Source organism: Bradyrhizobium sp. BLXBL-03, assembly GCF_051853015.1.
Taxonomy (GTDB): domain Bacteria; phylum Pseudomonadota; class Alphaproteobacteria; order Rhizobiales; family Xanthobacteraceae; genus Bradyrhizobium; species Bradyrhizobium manausense.
In genome coordinates this window covers 419,862-435,533 of the sequence record NZ_CP182470.1, presented here as the reverse complement: position 1 = coordinate 435,533, position 15,672 = coordinate 419,862, and the positions used below count along the sequence as shown (strand labels likewise).

13 protein-coding genes and 1 tRNA gene are annotated in these 15,672 nt (G+C 62.8%); 7 read left to right on the top strand and 7 right to left on the bottom strand.

What is annotated here, in order from left to right:
- Positions 1 to 29: 29 nt before the first annotated feature.
- The 5 genes from ACNJX9_RS02100 to ACNJX9_RS02080 form a co-directional block, all read right to left on the bottom strand.
- Positions 30 to 1,169: an FAD-dependent oxidoreductase gene (locus tag ACNJX9_RS02100; RefSeq protein ID WP_439407658.1), complete on the bottom strand. Its 1,140-nt coding sequence runs from the start codon at positions 1,167 to 1,169 to the stop codon at positions 30 to 32.
- Between the two features lie 277 nt (positions 1,170 to 1,446).
- Positions 1,447 to 3,906 (bottom strand): S8 family peptidase, encoded by a 2,460-nt coding sequence (locus ACNJX9_RS02095; protein WP_439407657.1) that lies wholly within the window; start codon positions 3,904 to 3,906, stop codon positions 1,447 to 1,449.
- Between the two features lie 14 nt (positions 3,907 to 3,920).
- Positions 3,921 to 4,904, bottom strand: a complete 984-nt coding sequence (locus ACNJX9_RS02090) for an AAA family ATPase (protein ID WP_439407656.1) — start codon at positions 4,902 to 4,904, stop codon at positions 3,921 to 3,923.
- A gap of 238 nt (positions 4,905 to 5,142) precedes the next feature.
- A tRNA-Ser gene (locus ACNJX9_RS02085) sits at positions 5,143 to 5,232 on the bottom strand.
- A 432-nt stretch (positions 5,233 to 5,664) separates the two neighbouring features.
- Positions 5,665 to 6,834, bottom strand: a complete 1,170-nt coding sequence (locus tag ACNJX9_RS02080; RefSeq protein WP_439407655.1) for an ROK family protein — start codon at positions 6,832 to 6,834, stop codon at positions 5,665 to 5,667.
- A 337-nt stretch (positions 6,835 to 7,171) separates the two neighbouring features.
- On the opposite strand from ACNJX9_RS02080, the gene rplU reads away from it, so the two are divergent.
- From rplU to ACNJX9_RS02065, 3 genes are all read left to right on the top strand, one after another.
- Complete coding sequence (gene rplU / locus ACNJX9_RS02075) at positions 7,172 to 7,558, top strand: 50S ribosomal protein L21 (protein ID WP_057740817.1); 387 nt, start codon at positions 7,172 to 7,174, stop codon at positions 7,556 to 7,558.
- Between the two features lie 105 nt (positions 7,559 to 7,663).
- Positions 7,664 to 7,933: a 50S ribosomal protein L27 gene (rpmA, locus tag ACNJX9_RS02070; protein WP_057740814.1), complete on the top strand. Its 270-nt coding sequence runs from the start codon at positions 7,664 to 7,666 to the stop codon at positions 7,931 to 7,933.
- Between the two features lie 155 nt (positions 7,934 to 8,088).
- Entirely contained in the window at positions 8,089 to 8,682 is a 594-nt protein-coding gene (locus ACNJX9_RS02065; RefSeq protein WP_439407654.1) for a GNAT family N-acetyltransferase, read from the top strand.
- A 58-nt stretch (positions 8,683 to 8,740) separates the two neighbouring features.
- Here ACNJX9_RS02065 and ACNJX9_RS02060 read toward each other — a convergent pair whose 3' ends face one another.
- Complete coding sequence (locus ACNJX9_RS02060; RefSeq protein WP_439407653.1) at positions 8,741 to 9,655, bottom strand: DMT family transporter; 915 nt, start codon at positions 9,653 to 9,655, stop codon at positions 8,741 to 8,743.
- 268 nt (positions 9,656 to 9,923) lie between these two features.
- Here ACNJX9_RS02060 and ACNJX9_RS02055 point away from each other — a divergent pair, with 268 nt between their 5' ends.
- The 3 genes from ACNJX9_RS02055 (at position 9,924) to ACNJX9_RS02045 (ending at position 13,309) form a co-directional block, all read left to right on the top strand.
- Positions 9,924 to 10,406, top strand: coding sequence for a MaoC family dehydratase (locus ACNJX9_RS02055; RefSeq protein ID WP_439407652.1), 483 nt, complete (start codon positions 9,924 to 9,926; stop codon positions 10,404 to 10,406).
- 85 nt (positions 10,407 to 10,491) lie between these two features.
- Positions 10,492 to 11,532 (top strand): GTPase ObgE, encoded by a 1,041-nt coding sequence (gene obgE / locus ACNJX9_RS02050; protein ID WP_057740805.1) that lies wholly within the window; start codon positions 10,492 to 10,494, stop codon positions 11,530 to 11,532.
- A gap of 142 nt (positions 11,533 to 11,674) precedes the next feature.
- Positions 11,675 to 13,309 carry an alkaline phosphatase family protein gene (locus ACNJX9_RS02045; RefSeq protein ID WP_439407651.1) on the top strand — a complete coding sequence of 545 codons (1,635 nt, stop codon included), beginning with the start codon at positions 11,675 to 11,677 and terminating at the stop codon, positions 13,307 to 13,309.
- Between the two features lie 98 nt (positions 13,310 to 13,407).
- On the opposite strand, the gene ACNJX9_RS02040 is transcribed toward ACNJX9_RS02045, so the two are convergent.
- The gene (locus tag ACNJX9_RS02040; RefSeq protein ID WP_439407650.1) at positions 13,408 to 14,376 is read right to left on the bottom strand and encodes a Bug family tripartite tricarboxylate transporter substrate binding protein; all 969 of its coding nucleotides are present in this window, start codon (positions 14,374 to 14,376) and stop codon (positions 13,408 to 13,410) included.
- Between the two features lie 168 nt (positions 14,377 to 14,544).
- On the opposite strand from ACNJX9_RS02040, the gene proB reads away from it, so the two are divergent.
- Positions 14,545 to 15,666, top strand: a complete 1,122-nt coding sequence (proB, locus tag ACNJX9_RS02035; protein ID WP_057740797.1) for a glutamate 5-kinase — start codon at positions 14,545 to 14,547, stop codon at positions 15,664 to 15,666.
- Positions 15,667 to 15,672 lie beyond the last annotated feature (6 nt).

Here is a 15,672-nt window from a genome sequence, read left to right as displayed (position 1 = left end):
CAGGCGGGGCGCGAAATCCCAGCATCCGCTCAGGCGAATTGAGAATATCGGGACAGCTGAAAGAAGGGTTCGGCTTGGTAGGACGGATCGGTGGCAAGGCGAGCGAGCCTTTGCCCGATGGCGGGCGCGAACTTCGCACCATGGCCTGAACACGCGGAGCAGACGATGAGGCGGGACTCCGGCCAGCGATCGATGATGAATTCATCGCCCGCGTCCAGCCTGATGTCGGCGGGCGCGGTGTTGGTGTAGAGGCAGACGTCGCGATCGACGATGGGCCCGGCCGCGCCGGGGACGAGCGCGGCCAGCGCTTCGCCGATGGGGCAGATTTCGGCATCGGTGGCCTGCGGACCCCAATCGTCGGGGCCGACCACGGGCCCGTGGTTGTGAGGCGCAGCCTTGACGCCGCGCTGTTCGAAATCCGGAAAGCCGTAGACGATGTCATCAGGACCCCGGTCCAGAATGAAGATCGGGAAACGACCTGAAACCACAGTGTCGGGGCGGGCGGGCGCGAACCAGCCGACCGCCTGTCGGGTCACGTGAAGCAGCGCGCCTAGCCGCGGGAGTGCGCGACCGATCCATGGGCCCAGCGCGAGGATGGCGCGCTCGGCGAAGAACTCTTCGCTCGCCGTGCGGATCGAGACGCCGTCGTGGCGCGGCGTGAAGCTCGCGCGTTCCGGAATCACGCGATTCGCGGCGCATGATCGCATCAGTTTCATGACTGTAGCGGTGTGCAGGATCGCGCCACCGTCCTGCACCACGACGTCCCAATCGTCAGGCAGGTTGAAAGCCGGAAATTCCTTGTTCGCGACAGCAGCGGTCATCATCGGATCCGGACGCCCTGTCGCGATCGCGGCCGCGCGCGAGGACGCCACCATGGCGGAGCCGGGGCGGCCGGCCTCCAGGATAGGGGTTTCCGTCAGAACCGTTTGACCGCTTTCGGCCTGCAACCGGATCCAGCCGGCATGAGCCTCGTCGCTCAGGCTGGTGTAGTTGGGGTTTTCGAAATTGAAGCGACGGAAAATGCGACATGACCCATGCGACGAGCCTCGATCCGACCCTGCCGCGACCGGATCGAAGCCGAGCGCATCGACGCCGGCATCCAGCAATGCGCCCAGCGCTGCTCCGCCCATCAGCCCCAGACCCAGCACGGCGACTTCGCATTTTCGCATGAAGGCCTCGCGAGCGATTGCAGTGACGCGGAGATCATCGTGAGGATTTCGCGGGTTTGCAAGGTGTACGGGAGGGCGATTGCGGCACGATGGCCTGCTCGCGGCAACCGCACTGGCGCACGCTGGTGACACGGAGTGATTGCGATGTTGTGAGGCTTGGAGCTAGGGTGATGTCCGCTTGGGGGAGAACGAGAATTGACTGTGGACACCGCGGAGTTTCAAGAGGCGATCCGTCTCTTGTGCGGATCTGCGATCAACAATTGAGGCTCCTACTACTTCACGCAGCTGGTATCGGAACTTCAATCTTGGTCGCAATTGCCGCATAAATATCTACGTTTGCCCCAGGAGCTCTCACTGACACGACTAGCGCATACCGCGCGGAGCGATCCCATCGCTGAAGCCCGGGCTTTTCTTTCCACCACCCGCTAATGGGAAACACGCCGATTGCATCCCGTTCAGCGAGCTCAGCCGCACTTCCGCGCCATATATCCGAATGGATCGATCCTTTATCGCGAATCGCGCCGAGTACCCAATTATCGCCGCCTGCCGCGGCTGCAGACTGCCCTTCCTCTTCCGCCTCTGCAGCTTTGTTGATGCGTTGGCGAAATTGCTGGAGGCTTTCTAACGATCGCTTCACCGCGAAACGCAAGGAATGAGACGAATAGCGGTGTCGTCTCGTCCACCCCCGCTCACCAGGATTAGGCTCGACGAAATAGGACAGAGTGATCCGCAGCTCGACATTTTGCTCTCCCAACGCGAGCAACTCGTCCCGGGGCCATGGCAGGCGGTGGAGGTTCATGCTGCGAGACTTGATCGTGGAGCCATCCTTCCGAAACGGCAGCAGTGCGTCTTCGACCATAAGAGTCGCATCGTCCGTCGCGCTCATCACTGCGCGACCGATATCCGGTACGCCCCATCCATATCGGCGAAGCATAGCTACTTTTTGTGACTGCGCAGCCCCCTCAATCTGTGCGCGCATTGCCGACGTCCATTCGGCTGAGTGTACCGCGAGAGCTCGCACAGTTTCCTGCCAAAGCTCGGGACGCGCGACCAATACGCGGGCGCAAAGATGCGAGCCCAACGCCGCGGCCGCGCTTGTGTCGCCGAACGCCTCGAAGAGGCGCATTTGCGGGCGGTAGTGCGTTGTTAGGAGCTGAAGATCATCAATCGCAGAAGCCGGATTGACACCATCATGAGCGAAGTTACCGCCCTCGAAGACGACGTCTGGTCGGATTGGCCACTGACGATCCCAAATGCCAGACGTTCGGCTTGCCGGCGATAAGTCGCCCGCCGGGGCTACTGGCTGCCAGCCATCAAAATCGGGATGAAATATGCCGATCTTGTCGGTATACGCGCCGACAACCAGCGGATTCCACGCCTGAGCGGGGCTCTCGATCTCTTCAAGGTCATTACGGTCGGGATATTCCTCGGCCGAGATGTCCCCTCGCAGATTCCCTGCAGCGAGCACCATGAGGCGCCGACGGTCACCTCCACCATAGCAAAGCTGGTCGATGGCCGCCGACCACGACGATGGGCGACCACGACCGAGACCGACTTCGCTCGTCACCGCCATGCAAAACACGCGGCGACGATGTGGAGCCTGCGCCTCAGCCCTGCCGATGCCCCGCTCGGTAATTGCGCCATAAAGTTCGGGATCGTTCTGGGCAGCCGGCGGCAGGATCTTCACCGTCTCCAACCGATGGCGTAGCTCGACCTGACCACCTTGGCTCAGCGCCTCTTCGAGATCCCCATAAAGCGCGACGCCTGACATCGACGTACCATGTCCGTTCCAGTACGCGCTGTCGCCTACACCCCAATCGTTGTCATAGGCATGCTGGTCAGCTGCATTCAAACCGGGCTCAATCAACGGATGCGCTCGGGTCGCCCCGCTGTCGAGGAGGCATACTGCTGGTGCCACCGCGTCAGGTACCTCGACGCGGTCGGTGAGATCGCCCACCCACTCTGCCTGTTCAATCGGCCGCATTTCGAGAAAAAGTGTCGGTGTGTCCTTGGCAATGCGCAATTCCGCAACGGCGTCACTGTTATCGACGAGACTGGCCATCGCTTCTTCAGTGGCGAGCGCGAGAATCACCTCGCGCTCCGGAAAGCTGATGGCATGTTCCTTTAGCGCCACGTTTAGGCGTTGCGCGACATCCCGAAGCGTCTCCAGGCGACCGTCACGAACCCAAACCTCCCACCACGCTTGGTGACCAGCCGTCGGGAACAGCGCCATGTCATCCGTAAAAAGCGAGCGAACGGCGCCTAGGCGGACATCCTCGATGCGAGCGATCAAAACTTCGTTCCGAGGCTTTCCCGATTTCGAGTTCTTGTCTCTATACGTCTCGACCTTTTTGGCAAAGAACTCAGCCGAGCGCTCAGGCACGAACACGGTGGCGGATACCATCTCCGGATTGTCGGCCGCGGGCCTAACGGCGACGAGTTCAATCGCCGCGGGCTTGTTCTCAAGACCCTCAACGGCGCCCCGTTCCGCTGCTGGAATCTCAAACTCAAGATAAAACCCTCTCTCGCCCTCAGCGACGGCAGGGTCGCGAGCCCCAAGTTTCTGTCGAGCCTGCCGGACGGCGGTCCCAATCGCGCGACCGAGTTTTTCTGCGTGCTGCGCTCTTACCCGGGCTGGAGGTAGTCCCGTGATAACAATGCGCGGTGAAGTATATGGCTCGGATTCACCGCCACCTTCCAGATGAAAATGCGGCCGATTGCGCGGCGGTCGAGCCATTTAGCGACTGCACCTCAATTTATGACGGCTTTACGCTCCGCCACTGTCGAAAGCAGCGTCGAAGTCTCTATCTCATTTGAGTCTTCGAGCACGGCGATCTTTGCCGCCTCGTCTGCCGCGCGCGATACTTCCGCCTGGCTTAAGCCCGCGGTGGCTTCTAAGACTGATGACCAATGAATGTCCGACAGGTTAAACCCTGTCAGATGAGCTTCCAATATGCCGCGCGCGATCTCCGGGTCCGGCAATCCATAATTAATGACGTCGTCGAAGCGACGGAAAACGGCCTTGTCGAGCATTTCGGGATGATTCGTCGCGGCAATAATCAGACTCGGTCCGTCGTCGTTTTCAAGGAACTGAAGAAACGAGTTAAGCACACGTCGGATCTCGCCGACATCGTTCGACTGAGAACGTTGGGATCCGATTGCATCAAACTCATCGAAAAAGTAAACGCCACGCTGAACCGCAATGGCATCGAACACGAGCCGCAAACGCGTGGCCGTCTCTCCCATGAGCTTGCCGATTAAGCCCTGGTACAGGACGGTGAATAGCGGAAGCTTCAATTCGCCAGCGAGAGCCGAAGCCGTCATCGTCTTCCCCGACCCGGGGGGACCTACGAGCAGCAGCTTGCGGCGTGGCTGCAGACCACGGGCGCGCAGGCGCTGCTGCTGACGCTGTTCAGTCAGAACCCGCGCTAAGCGAGCCTCCAAATCCGGCGCCAGCACCATGCTATTGAGGCGAATGTCAGAATAGCGAGCCGAGAGCAGATTGCTGAGTTCGCCCTTCGGCTGAGCAAGCGGGACCGGGCCTGCGCCGCGACGCCCTACAGTCGCCCCCTTCCCTTTGGCAATGTCAATTAGCTCGCGCAGCTCTTGGGCGAGCTTGCCGTGGCCTTGTCTTGCCTGATGCGCCGCCAGTTGGGTCGCAATGGAAAGGAAACGATCCTCATCACCATCGATGTGGCTCCTGAGCAAAGCGACGATGTGGCGAGCGGTCGTCATATCCTACTGCGTGTTCCTTGCTCAGAGCAGCTCTCTGACCACAATGATGACCGAGAAATACCCTATAGTTAGAAAGTCCGGTCAATCCGATCCGGCTATCTTACTTCCACACATTTAATTTACGAATCGAACAATTCTCCAGTGCACGCCATACTAGCGACTGGTCGTTAAGGTTTTCGAGCGCTGCGGCAAGCTTGCGGGTGCGTAAAAGCCCCAGTTCAGTCACTTACCGTGGGTCTGGCGGAGAGGGAGGGATTCGAACCCCCGATAGGCTTGCACCTATGCCGCATTTCGAGTGCGGTGCATTCAACCACTCTGCCACCTCTCCTGAAGGTCGCCATAGTGAGGCAGGGCCCCTGTGGTTGGGGGCGTTCATAAGCGAGGATGGCGGGCCAGACAAGGCGCGAGAGGGGAAAATCCGCTGCCTGTTTCAGCCCCGCTGCCGGCTAGACCCCCAAAAGCGCGCCGAGATTGGGTTGAATCAGGCCGATCCTGGCTCGGTGCACCTCTCCCGCAAAGCAAGCGGGAGAGGCGAAGAAGAAAACGGGATGGGACCGCCAGACGCGGTAAACCACTGGCGGTCCCGTGCCGCTCATCAAAAAGCAGGCCAGGAAGGGCGGCTTCGCAGGCCTGCGTGAGTCGACGGTTCCACCTTAGCGTGCGTTTCGGTAACTGCAACGTAAAGTTGTCCTTAACCTAACCAGTCAAGGTTACCCTGGTTGACGCGTTTTCCTGACGCGAACCGGTGTCCAAACGCTGGTTAGTCCGCCTTGGCAGAGTCCTTGTTGTTTTCCTTGTTGTTTTCTTTGGGCTTTTTCTTCCCCTCCGCAGCATCCCGGTCCTTGCCATTGTCTTTACCTTGGCCGCTGTCGCGGCGGCGGTTGGTGAAACGGGCGTTGCCAAGGCCGGTGCCGATGGTGAGCACGCCCCAGCGATCGACGTCCTGCATGAACGGCACCTCGGAGAGGCCCTGAACCACGCCGTCATTGTGCATCAGAATCGCGGTGTCGTGCTCGCCGATCATGGGGATGCCCTCGATCAAGCTCGCCGGCAGGTTGAACTTGCTGCTCTCCCAATTGCCCGGCAGGTTCTGCGCCCCTTTTTCGATGGACCCGTCCGCGTTGATCACGCCGGGACAGGCGATGCCGATGAAGGGCGCGAGCTTGAAGCCATCGGTGTCGGCTTCCGTGATCAGCCCCTTCAGCATCTTGGTGAGCCGCTTCACCGCGCCCTCGCGCGTCGGCTCGTCGTCGGCATGCCGCCACAGCTCTGATTTCACCACCTTGGCCTTCGAAAGGTCTTTTGCCTTCTTCCAGCCCGTCTCGACCAGGCCGCAGCGAATGTTGGTGCCGCCGATATCGACCGCGAGGATGCTGTCATAGGCTTCGAAAATCCATGACGGCGCCAGATGCAGCGCGCCGATCAGGCCGGCTTCATCGGGGTGATGCCGGATCGGCACCATGTCGATCTTGAAGTCTTCGGCTTTCAGGATGATCTCGGCGCGCGCGATTGCGAGCTCCCCGAGGCGCGAATCGCGAAAGCCGCCGCCGACCACGATGCGCTCGGTCTTGGCCCAGGCCTTTGTCTTCAGGAACCGGCGCGTGACATAAGCGAGTTCCTGGGCGAACTCCTCGATGGCGCTGTGCACCACGGCGGAAGCCTCGACGTCGTCGCTGATCAGGATGGAATCCAGCGTCTTCTTGCTGATGTTCTCCGACGGCTCCTTGCCGAACGGGTCCTCGCCGGTCTTGCGCAGCGGCTTGCGCCAGCGCTCGAGGATCTCGCGGAACGCGCCCTTGCTGGCGCGGTCGCCGAGAAAACCGTCGTCGTCCTTCAGCTCGATATTGAAGCTGTCGATGTCGACCGATGGCAGCCGCTCGCCGCCGTGATTGGCGATGCCCGTGGTCTTGACCAGTTCGTCCGTTGCCATGAAATGCCCTTGCCCGCGTTTTCGGATTTGGAAAGACAACGGCGAGGGAACCGGTTGGTTGCTCGGCTGCGGCAATTCGGGCGGCAGCAATTCGGGCGGTCTGGCCAACTGCTTCAAATCCGGGCCTTTTTCGCCCGCTTTTCCTTGACTCTTGCCCGATGGCAGCTATAAGTCCGCACAACCGGCGCGGGGCGTTTCTCGCGCCGCATGTTTTTGCGTGGGTTTTCAAAGGGATAATCCCCGCCCGCACAAAACGCATTAACCCATAGCGACTGACAAAAAGCCGGCCCCTGGCAGATAGTCATGAGGCCGGGATTGAACACGAAGGAAAAAAACGATGTTCGCAGTCATCAAAACCGGCGGCAAGCAATACCGCGTCGTGCCGGATGATGTCCTGGAAGTTGGCAAGATCGAAGGCGAAGTCGGCTCGATCGTGCAGTTGAATGAAGTTCTGGTGCTCGGCGGCGACACGCCGGTGCTGGGCGCTCCGACGGTGGCCGGCGCCTCCGTTGCGGTCGAGGTGCTCGACCACAAGCGCGGCCCCAAGGTCATCGCGTTCAAGAAGCGCCGCCGCAAGAATTCGCGCCGCAAGCGCGGCTATCGCGACGAGATCACGGTGCTCCGCATCTCCGAGATCCTGGCCGACGGCGCCAAGCCCACCAAGGGCCCGCGTCCGAAGAAGGAAAAGGTTGCCAAGGCGCCTGCAGCGGAAGCTGCCGAGTAACTTAAGACCGATCACGCCAATTCACGAATTGAGGCGTGCGACGTTTTGAAATGATTCCGTCAAGGAATTGACCTAAGAAGATACGCAGGATTTCGGAGACGAGCCATGGCTCACAAAAAAGCAGGCGGTTCATCGCGCAACGGTCGCGATTCAAAGGGTAAGCGCCTTGGCATCAAGGTGTTCGGCGGGGAGCACGTGATTCCCGGCAACATCATTGCGCGTCAGCGCGGCACCACCTGGCATCCCGGCCTCAACGTCGGCATGGGCACGGACCACACTCTGTTCGCCAAGATCGAGGGTCGTGTTGAATTCCAGGCCAAAGCCAACGGACGCACCTTCGTAGCGGTGCTCCCGCTCGCAGAGGCGGCTGAATAGACGGTGGATCATATGGAGTCCGCCGGGTCCTTGACCGAACCGGCGGAGTCCTAGAGATCCTTGAGATCGAAGGCTCCAGGGGAGGCAGGGAAACCGGCCTCCCCTTTTCGTTTGTCGTGTTCACTTTTGATTTTGTGACTTTGACGGAGCCGGACATGTTGCAGGATTTCTCGAGCGTGACCTTGGCCGAGGCGAGACCTGGCGTCGTCGCCACCGAGCGGCTGACCTTGCGGCGGCCGACCCTTGCCGACGCCCACACCATCGCCCGCCTCGCCAACGACCGCCGTGTCGCTGAAAACACCCGCCGCCTGCCCCATCCCTATTCGCAGGACGACGCCGTCGCATTCATCAGGCACATTGCCGCGCTCGAAGCCGAGACCGTGTTCCTGATCGAGCACGACAGCGGGCCGATCGGCATGGTCGGCATCGACCGCTCCACGCCTGACAATGCCGAGCTCGGCTATTGGCTCGGCGTCGAGCATTGGGGCCGGGGCTTTGCCACCGAGGCCGCGCGCGGCGCCATCGACTTCTTCTTCGAGGAGTTCGAGGACGACCATCTCTATGCCGGTGCGCGCGTCACCAATCCGGCCTCGCGCAACGTGCTGGAGAAGTGCGGCTTCCAGTGGAGCGGCGTGCAGCTGCATCGCTTCCTGGCGCTGGGCTCGTCGACCCCGGTCGACTGCTTCCGCCTCTCCCGCGGCGTGTGGTCGTCGCTGAAGAGCTGGAGCAGCGCGAGACGGGTGAGGTAGGGGCCAACTCTCACCACGCGTCGTCCCGGCCTTCGCCGGGACGACACCGAGGTTGTGGTTACACCGGCGGATTGACCTCTTCGCTTGCGCGGCCGAGATCGCGTTCGCGCAAATAGATGTAGAATCCCGCGCCTATGATGATCGCGGCGCCGATGATGGTGGCGATGGACGGCACGTCGCCGAACACGACGAAGCCGAAGATCACGGCCCAGACGATCATGGAATATTGATAGGGCACCACGACGCTCGCCGGCGCGAGCTTCAGCGAGCGGTTGACGCAGAACAGCGCCGTCACCGAGATGCATCCCGCCAGCACGAAGAACACCAGGCTGCCTGGCGTCGGCGGCACCCAGTGGAAGGCCGACAGCACGGCCCCCAGCGACAACGTGCCGATGAATTGCGAGGACGCCATCACGATGTCGGGCGTCTTGCGCAGGCTGCGGGTGATCAGCATCAAGGTTGCAAAGGAGAGACTGCCGCCGAGCGCGATCAGCGCCGGCAGGCTCACCGTCTGCACTGATGGCCGCAGCGCGATCACGACGCCGCAGAAGCCGACCAGAATCGCGGTCCAGCGCCGCCAGCCGACCTTCTCGCCGAGAAAAATCGCCGACATCGCGGTGACGAAAATCGGGCCGGCGAGATAATAGGTGATGACGTCGGCGAGCGGCAGGTAGACCGTCGCCAGGAAGAAGGCGGCGACCTCCAGCGTCGACAGCACGACGCGAAACAGCTGCAGGCCCGGCCGCTCCAGATGCAGGAACTGATGACGCTGCCGCCAGATCATCGGCGACAGCAGCAACAGCGCCGCGCAGGCGCGCAGGAACAGGAGCTGCCCCACCGAATACGTTCCGACCAGGAATTTGCCGATGGCGTCGCCGAACGAGAACATCGAGATCGACAGCACCATGAGAGCGATGCCGGCAAGGCGCGCCGAGCGGTCGTCATAGGCGGAGAGTTTCTTGAAGAAGGGCATCGGCGCGTGTCAGAGGGAGACCGTCATTGCGAGGAGCTCTTGCGACGAAGCAATCCAGACTGCTCCCGCGGAGACAGTCTGGATTGCTTCGCTTCGCTCGCAATGACGAGCGGAGAGAGAGCGTCGGAAGCCGGCGAATAGTGTCGCTTGCGTTGGTTTTAATGACGTGGACGCGTGGGACAAGCCCGCACAAGCCGAATTGAACGGATTGTCGCACCCGTCGCATCGCGGTAGCGATAAGCACCTCACCGAGACAAGAGCTTGCGTCATGATGGATTTCGACCCGGCCCAGCACCGCATGATGCCAGCGCAACGCTGGTTTGAGGATTTCGTGGTCGGCGAGCGCTTCGTGCTGCCGAGCCGGACCCAGACCAGCGCGGTGTTCGCGGCCTTCCAGACCGCGAGCGGCGACACCCACCCGGTGCACTATGATGTGGAATATTGCCGCGCCCGCGGCATGCCGCACCTGCTCGCCCACGGCTTCCAGACGCTGATCCACACCGCGCCCGGCGCCGGGCTGTTTCCATTCATGGTCGAGGAGTCCCTGGTCGGCTTCCTCGAGCAGTCGAGCCGGTTCCTCAAGCCCGTCTTCGCCGACGACACGATCTATCCCGCGCTCGAGGTCACCGAGCTCGTGCCCGGCCGCACGACCGGCACGGTGACGCTTCGCAGCACGGTGTTCAACCAGCGCAAGGAGCTGGTGCTGGAAGGCACGCAGAAATTCCTGATCCGGCGCCGGCCGGCTGGTTAAGCGAGGGCCTAAATCGCTCAAATTTCGGCCGATTTGCGGGCAAACGCGGGTTGCCCCGGGTGGCAGGCTGGCCTACCTATGGCCCATGAAATTCCTCGACGAAGCAAAGGTCTATATCCGCTCAGGCGACGGCGGCAACGGCTGCGTGGCGTTCCGCCGCGAGAAGTTCATTGAGTTCGGCGGTCCCTCCGGCGGCAATGGCGGCCGCGGCGGCAACGTGATCATCGAGGTCGCCGACGGCCTCAACACGCTGATCGACTACCGCTACCAGCAGCACTTCAAGGCCCAGAAGGGCGAGAACGGCATGGGCTCGGACCGCCACGGCGCCAACGGCAAGAACATCGTGCTGAAGGTCCCCCTGGGCACGCAGATCTTCGACGAGGATCGCGAGACGCTGATCCACGACTTCACCAAGGTCGGCGAGAAGTTCGTGCTGGCCGAGGGCGGCAATGGCGGCTTCGGCAACGCGCATTTCAAATCCTCGACCAACCGCGCGCCGCGCAACGCCAATCCCGGCCAGCCGGGCGAGGAGCGCTGGATCTGGCTGCGGCTGAAGCTGATCGCCGACGCCGGCCTCGTCGGCATGCCCAATGCCGGCAAGTCGACCTTCCTCTCCAAGGTCAGCGCCGCGCGGCCGAAGATCGCGGACTATCCCTTCACCACGCTGCATCCGCAGCTCGGTGTCGTGAACGCCGACGGCCGCGAATTCGTGCTCGCCGACATTCCCGGCCTGATCGAAGGCGCGCATGAAGGCACCGGCCTCGGCGACCGCTTTCTCGGTCATGTCGAGCGCTGCCGCGTGCTGCTGCATCTGGTCGACGCGACAAGCGAGCATGCCGGCAAGGCCTACAAGACCGTGCGCAAGGAGCTCGACGCCTATGGCGGGCTGCTGACCGACAAGATCGAAATCGTCGCGCTGAACAAGATCGACGCGGTCGAGCCGGACGAGCTGAAGAAGCAGAAGGACCGGCTGAAGCGCGCCGCAAAGAAGACGCCGCTGCTGATCTCGGGCGCGACGGGCCAGGGCGTCAAGGAAGCGCTGCGCGCGCTGGTCGATGTGATCGGCGAGGCCCCGGTGTCAGCCAAGGCCAAGAGTGCGGCCGAAGCGGAGCCGTGGTCGGCGTAGAGGGCGATGCTCTCTCCACACCTCTCCCCAACGGGGAGAGGTCGATTTGCGCTACGCGCCGACCTCTCCCTGTGGGAGAGGTTGTCTTCGCGCCCTCGATAGAGCAGCATCCAGAAGGTCGAGAAGGGGGCGGAGGCAAAGCATGGCGCGCGCGAAGAACGTTCTCTGGATCATGTGCGACCAGCTTCGCTACGATTATCTCGGCTGCACCGGTCATCGGACGCTGAAGACACCGAACATCGACGCCATGGCCAGGCGTGGCGTGCTCTTCACCAAGGCTTACGTGCAGTCGCCGATCTGCGGGCCCTCGCGGATGTCGTTCTACACCGGCCGCTATATGCGCTCGCACGGCTCGCACTGGAACGGCTGGCCGCTGCGCGTCGGCGAGCCCACGCTCGGCGATCACCTGAAGAAGATCGGCGTGCGCAACGTGCTCGTCGGCAAGACCCACATGGCGCCTGACCTCGAAGGCATGAAGGCGCTCGGCATCCCGCCGGAATCCGTCATCGGCGTGCATGTCGCCGAATGCGGCTTTGAACCTTACGAGCGCGACGACGGATTGCATCCGAGCGGCCGGCCACGCCCGAGATACGACGAATATCTGCGAAAGCAAGGTTTTGAGGCCCCCAATCCGTGGGAGCATTGGGCCAATTCAGGCGCAGCCGAAGATGGCTCGTTGCAGAACGGCTGGCTGCTGGTGCATGCCGACAAGGCCGCGCGCGTGCCGGACGAGCATTCCGAGACGCCCTACATGACGCGGCGCGCGATGGATTTCATCAGCGAGGCCGAGGCCGATGGCCGGCCATGGTGCCTGCATCTGTCCTACATCAAGCCGCACTGGCCCTACATCGCCCCCGAGCCCTATGCCAGCATGTATTCGACCGAGGACATGATCCCGGTGATCCGCTCGATGCGCGAGCGGCAGAACCCGCATCCGGTGTTCGGGGCCTACATGGACATGCGCTACTCCCGCAACATGGCGCGCGACGAGGCGAGAGAGAAGGTGATCCCGACCTATATGGGCCTGATCACCCAGATCGACGACCAGATGGGCGTGCTGATGAAGTTTCTGCAGGCGCGCGGCCTCCTGGAAACCACCATGATCGTGTTCACCTCCGATCATGGCGACTATCTCGGCGATCACTGGATGGGCGAGAAGGACCTGTTCCACGAGCAGTCCGCAAAGATCCCGTTGATCATCATCGATCCGTCGAAAGAAGCCGACGCGACGCGCGGCACGCACTGCGATGCGCTGGTGGAAGGCATTGATCTCGCGCCGACCTTCGTCGATTATTTCGGCGGCAAGGTGCCGGGCCACATCCTCGAAGGACGCTCGCTGCTGCCGCTGCTGCGCGGCGAGAGGCCAGCCGATTGGCGCAAGGTGGCGTTCTCGGAATACGACTATTCCATGCAGGACGTGCGGCTGAAGCTGAACCAGCCGATCGAGCGCTGCCGCCTGTTCATGGTGTTCGACGGCCGCTGGAAATACATCCACGCCTCCGGCTTCCGCCCGATGCTGTACGACCTCGAAACCGACCCCGACGAATATGTCGATCGCGGCGACGATCCGGAATGCGCTGCGATCATCGCGCGGCTCCAGGCCGAGCTGTTCGACTGGGCCCTGCATCCGAACGATCACATCACCACGCCGCGCGAGAGGATCGCGAACTATGCCGACAACCAGCTCCAGGTGAAGGGCGGGATCCTGATCGGCATCTGGGACGAAGCGGAGCTTGCCGCGATCAAGGACGGCATCGCCCAGCGCGCGAAGATTTGAGACGCGCCGTCATTGCGAGCGCAGCGAAGCAATCCGGAATCTCTCCGCGGAGGGGCGCTGGATTGCTTCGCTGCGCTCGCAATGACGGGAGGAGAGACTCAATTCTCGATCCTGTATCCCGTCGCCGTCACGATCGGCTGCCAGAACGCCGTGTTGGCGGCGAGCTCCTTGGTCAGGCCATCCGCGCTGCTGCCGACTGGAATCAGCCCGATCGCCGTGAGCTTCTCTTTCACCTCAGGCTTGGCAAGCACCGCACTCGCGGCGGCACCGAGCTTGCTGGCGAATTCCGGCGGGCTGCCGGCGGGAAGCCACATGCCGTACCAGGCATCGGCAACGAGATCGATGCCGCTCTCCTTCAGCGTCGGCACCTCGGGCGCAAACGGCGAACGCTCGGCGCTGCTGGTCGCGATGATCTTGACGCCCTTGGCGCGATGCTGCGGCAGCGCATCCGCCAATGTCGTAATGCCGAACGAGATATGACCGCCGATGATGTCATTGAGGATCGGCGCGCTGCCGCGATAGGGCACGCGCGTCAGGGCAATGCCGAGATCCTTCTCCAGCTTCGAGCCGGCGAAGTGCGGAATGGTGCCGTTGCTCGGCACGCCGAACGAGGTCTTGTCGGGATGCGCCTTCAGCCAGGCGACGAATCCCTTGAAGTCAGCGACATCCATGGCCGGGCCAACCACCAGCGCAAACTCGAACCGCGCCAGCAGCGACACCGGCATGAAATCCTTCGCCGTATCGAAGCTCGGAATCGTCTCCACCATCGGCAGCAGGTACATGGTCGGCCCCGTGGTCACCAGCACCATGCTGCCGTCGGGGCTCGCGCCCTTCACCGCCTTGATGCCGATCAGGCCGTCGCCGCCGGTGCGGTTCTCGACCACGACGGTCCGCTGCAGCATCGGGGCGATTTCCTGCGCGATCAGCCGGCACAGCGTGTCGCCGCCCGCCCCCGCCGCGAACGGGAAGATGATTTTGGTGAGGCCAGCCTGCGCGTGCGCCTCACCCGCCTGCTGCGCCAGCAGCGGCAGACCGAGACATCCGGCGATGAATTTACGGCGATCCATTCGTTTCCCGTCCCGTCCGTGATTGGTTGGCGGCATTAGAACCGGGCTGGCCGGCAAGACAAGGCCGACCTTCGCCGTTTACCGTTCTGCCCGCCTTGCGCCGGCCATCGTCCTGCTGCAAAAGCGGGCCTCACCCGAACAATTTCCGTAGCGCCAAAACATACGCACATGGCCAGTCCCGAACTCAGTCAATTCCGCCGCATCGTCGTCAAGGTCGGCTCTGCGCTGCTGGTCGATTCCGACAGGGGCGAGGTGCGTGCCTCCTGGCTCGCCGCGCTCGCCGACGACATGGCCAGGCTGCACAGGGAGGGCCGCGACGTCCTCGTGGTCTCCTCCGGCTCGATCGCGCTCGGCCGCAGCCGGCTCAAGCTGCCGCGCGGCCCGCTGAAACTGGAGGAGAGCCAGGCCGCCGCGGCCGTCGGCCAGATCGCGCTGGCGCGGATCTGGTCGGAGGTGCTCGGCGCCCACGGCATCGGCGCCGGACAGATCCTGGTGACGCTCCAGGACACCGAGGAGCGCCGTCGCTATCTCAATGCCCGCTCCACCATCGGCAAGCTCCTGGAGTGGCGCGCCATCCCCGTCATCAACGAAAACGATACGGTCGCCACCACCGAGATCCGCTACGGCGACAATGACCGCCTCGCCGCGCGCGTCGCCACCATGGCGAGCGCCGATCTGCTGGTGCTGCTGTCCGACATCGACGGCCTCTACGACGCGCCGCCGAAGAACAACCCGAACGCAAAGCTGATCCCGGTGGTCGAGAGCATCTCCTCGGAGATCGAGGCGGTGGCTGGCGACGCCGAGTCCGAGTTGTCGCGCGGCGGCATGCGCACCAAGGTCGAGGCGGCCAAGATCGCCACGACTGGCGGCACGCATATGTTGATTGCGTCGGGCAAGATCGAGCATCCGCTGCAGGCGATCGCCAATGGCGGCCGCTGCACCTGGTTCCTGACTCCGGCCAATCCCATCACGTCGCGAAAGCGCTGGATCGCAGGCACGCTGGAGCCGAAGGGCACGCTGACCATCGATGCGGGCGCGGTGACCGCGCTGCGCGCCGGCGCCAGCCTGCTGCCGGCCGGCGTGATCAAGGTCGAGGGCCAGTTCGCCCGCGGCGATGCCGTCATCGTCCGCGGCCCCGACACCAGCGAAATCGGCCGCGGCCTGATCGCCTATGACGCCGAGGTCGCCGAGCGGATTAAGGGCCGCTCCTCGCCTGAGGTGATGACCATCCTCGGCATCAGCGGGAGGTCCGAGATGATCCACCGCGATGATCTGGTGGTGGGCGGGTAAGGGCGA

Excerpts from the sequence above, each read along its gene's own strand:
- ACNJX9_RS02100 (WP_439407658.1), bottom strand. The coding sequence starts at position 1,169 with ATGCGAAAATGCGAAGTCGCCGTGCTGGGTCTGGGGCTGATGGGCGGA.
- ACNJX9_RS02095 (WP_439407657.1), bottom strand. The coding sequence starts at position 3,906 with ATGGCTCGACCGCCGCGCAATCGGCCGCATTTTCATCTGGAAGGTGGC.
- ACNJX9_RS02090 (WP_439407656.1), bottom strand. The coding sequence starts at position 4,904 with ATGACGACCGCTCGCCACATCGTCGCTTTGCTCAGGAGCCACATCGAT.
- ACNJX9_RS02080 (WP_439407655.1), bottom strand. The coding sequence starts at position 6,834 with ATGGCAACGGACGAACTGGTCAAGACCACGGGCATCGCCAATCACGGC.
- rplU (WP_057740817.1), top strand. The coding sequence starts at position 7,172 with ATGTTCGCAGTCATCAAAACCGGCGGCAAGCAATACCGCGTCGTGCCG.
- rpmA (WP_057740814.1), top strand. The coding sequence starts at position 7,664 with ATGGCTCACAAAAAAGCAGGCGGTTCATCGCGCAACGGTCGCGATTCA.
- ACNJX9_RS02065 (WP_439407654.1), top strand. The coding sequence starts at position 8,089 with ATGTTGCAGGATTTCTCGAGCGTGACCTTGGCCGAGGCGAGACCTGGC.
- ACNJX9_RS02060 (WP_439407653.1), bottom strand. The coding sequence starts at position 9,655 with ATGCCCTTCTTCAAGAAACTCTCCGCCTATGACGACCGCTCGGCGCGC.
- ACNJX9_RS02055 (WP_439407652.1), top strand. The coding sequence starts at position 9,924 with ATGATGGATTTCGACCCGGCCCAGCACCGCATGATGCCAGCGCAACGC.
- obgE (WP_057740805.1), top strand. The coding sequence starts at position 10,492 with ATGAAATTCCTCGACGAAGCAAAGGTCTATATCCGCTCAGGCGACGGC.
- ACNJX9_RS02045 (WP_439407651.1), top strand. The coding sequence starts at position 11,675 with ATGGCGCGCGCGAAGAACGTTCTCTGGATCATGTGCGACCAGCTTCGC.
- ACNJX9_RS02040 (WP_439407650.1), bottom strand. The coding sequence starts at position 14,376 with ATGGATCGCCGTAAATTCATCGCCGGATGTCTCGGTCTGCCGCTGCTG.
- proB (WP_057740797.1), top strand. The coding sequence starts at position 14,545 with ATGGCCAGTCCCGAACTCAGTCAATTCCGCCGCATCGTCGTCAAGGTC.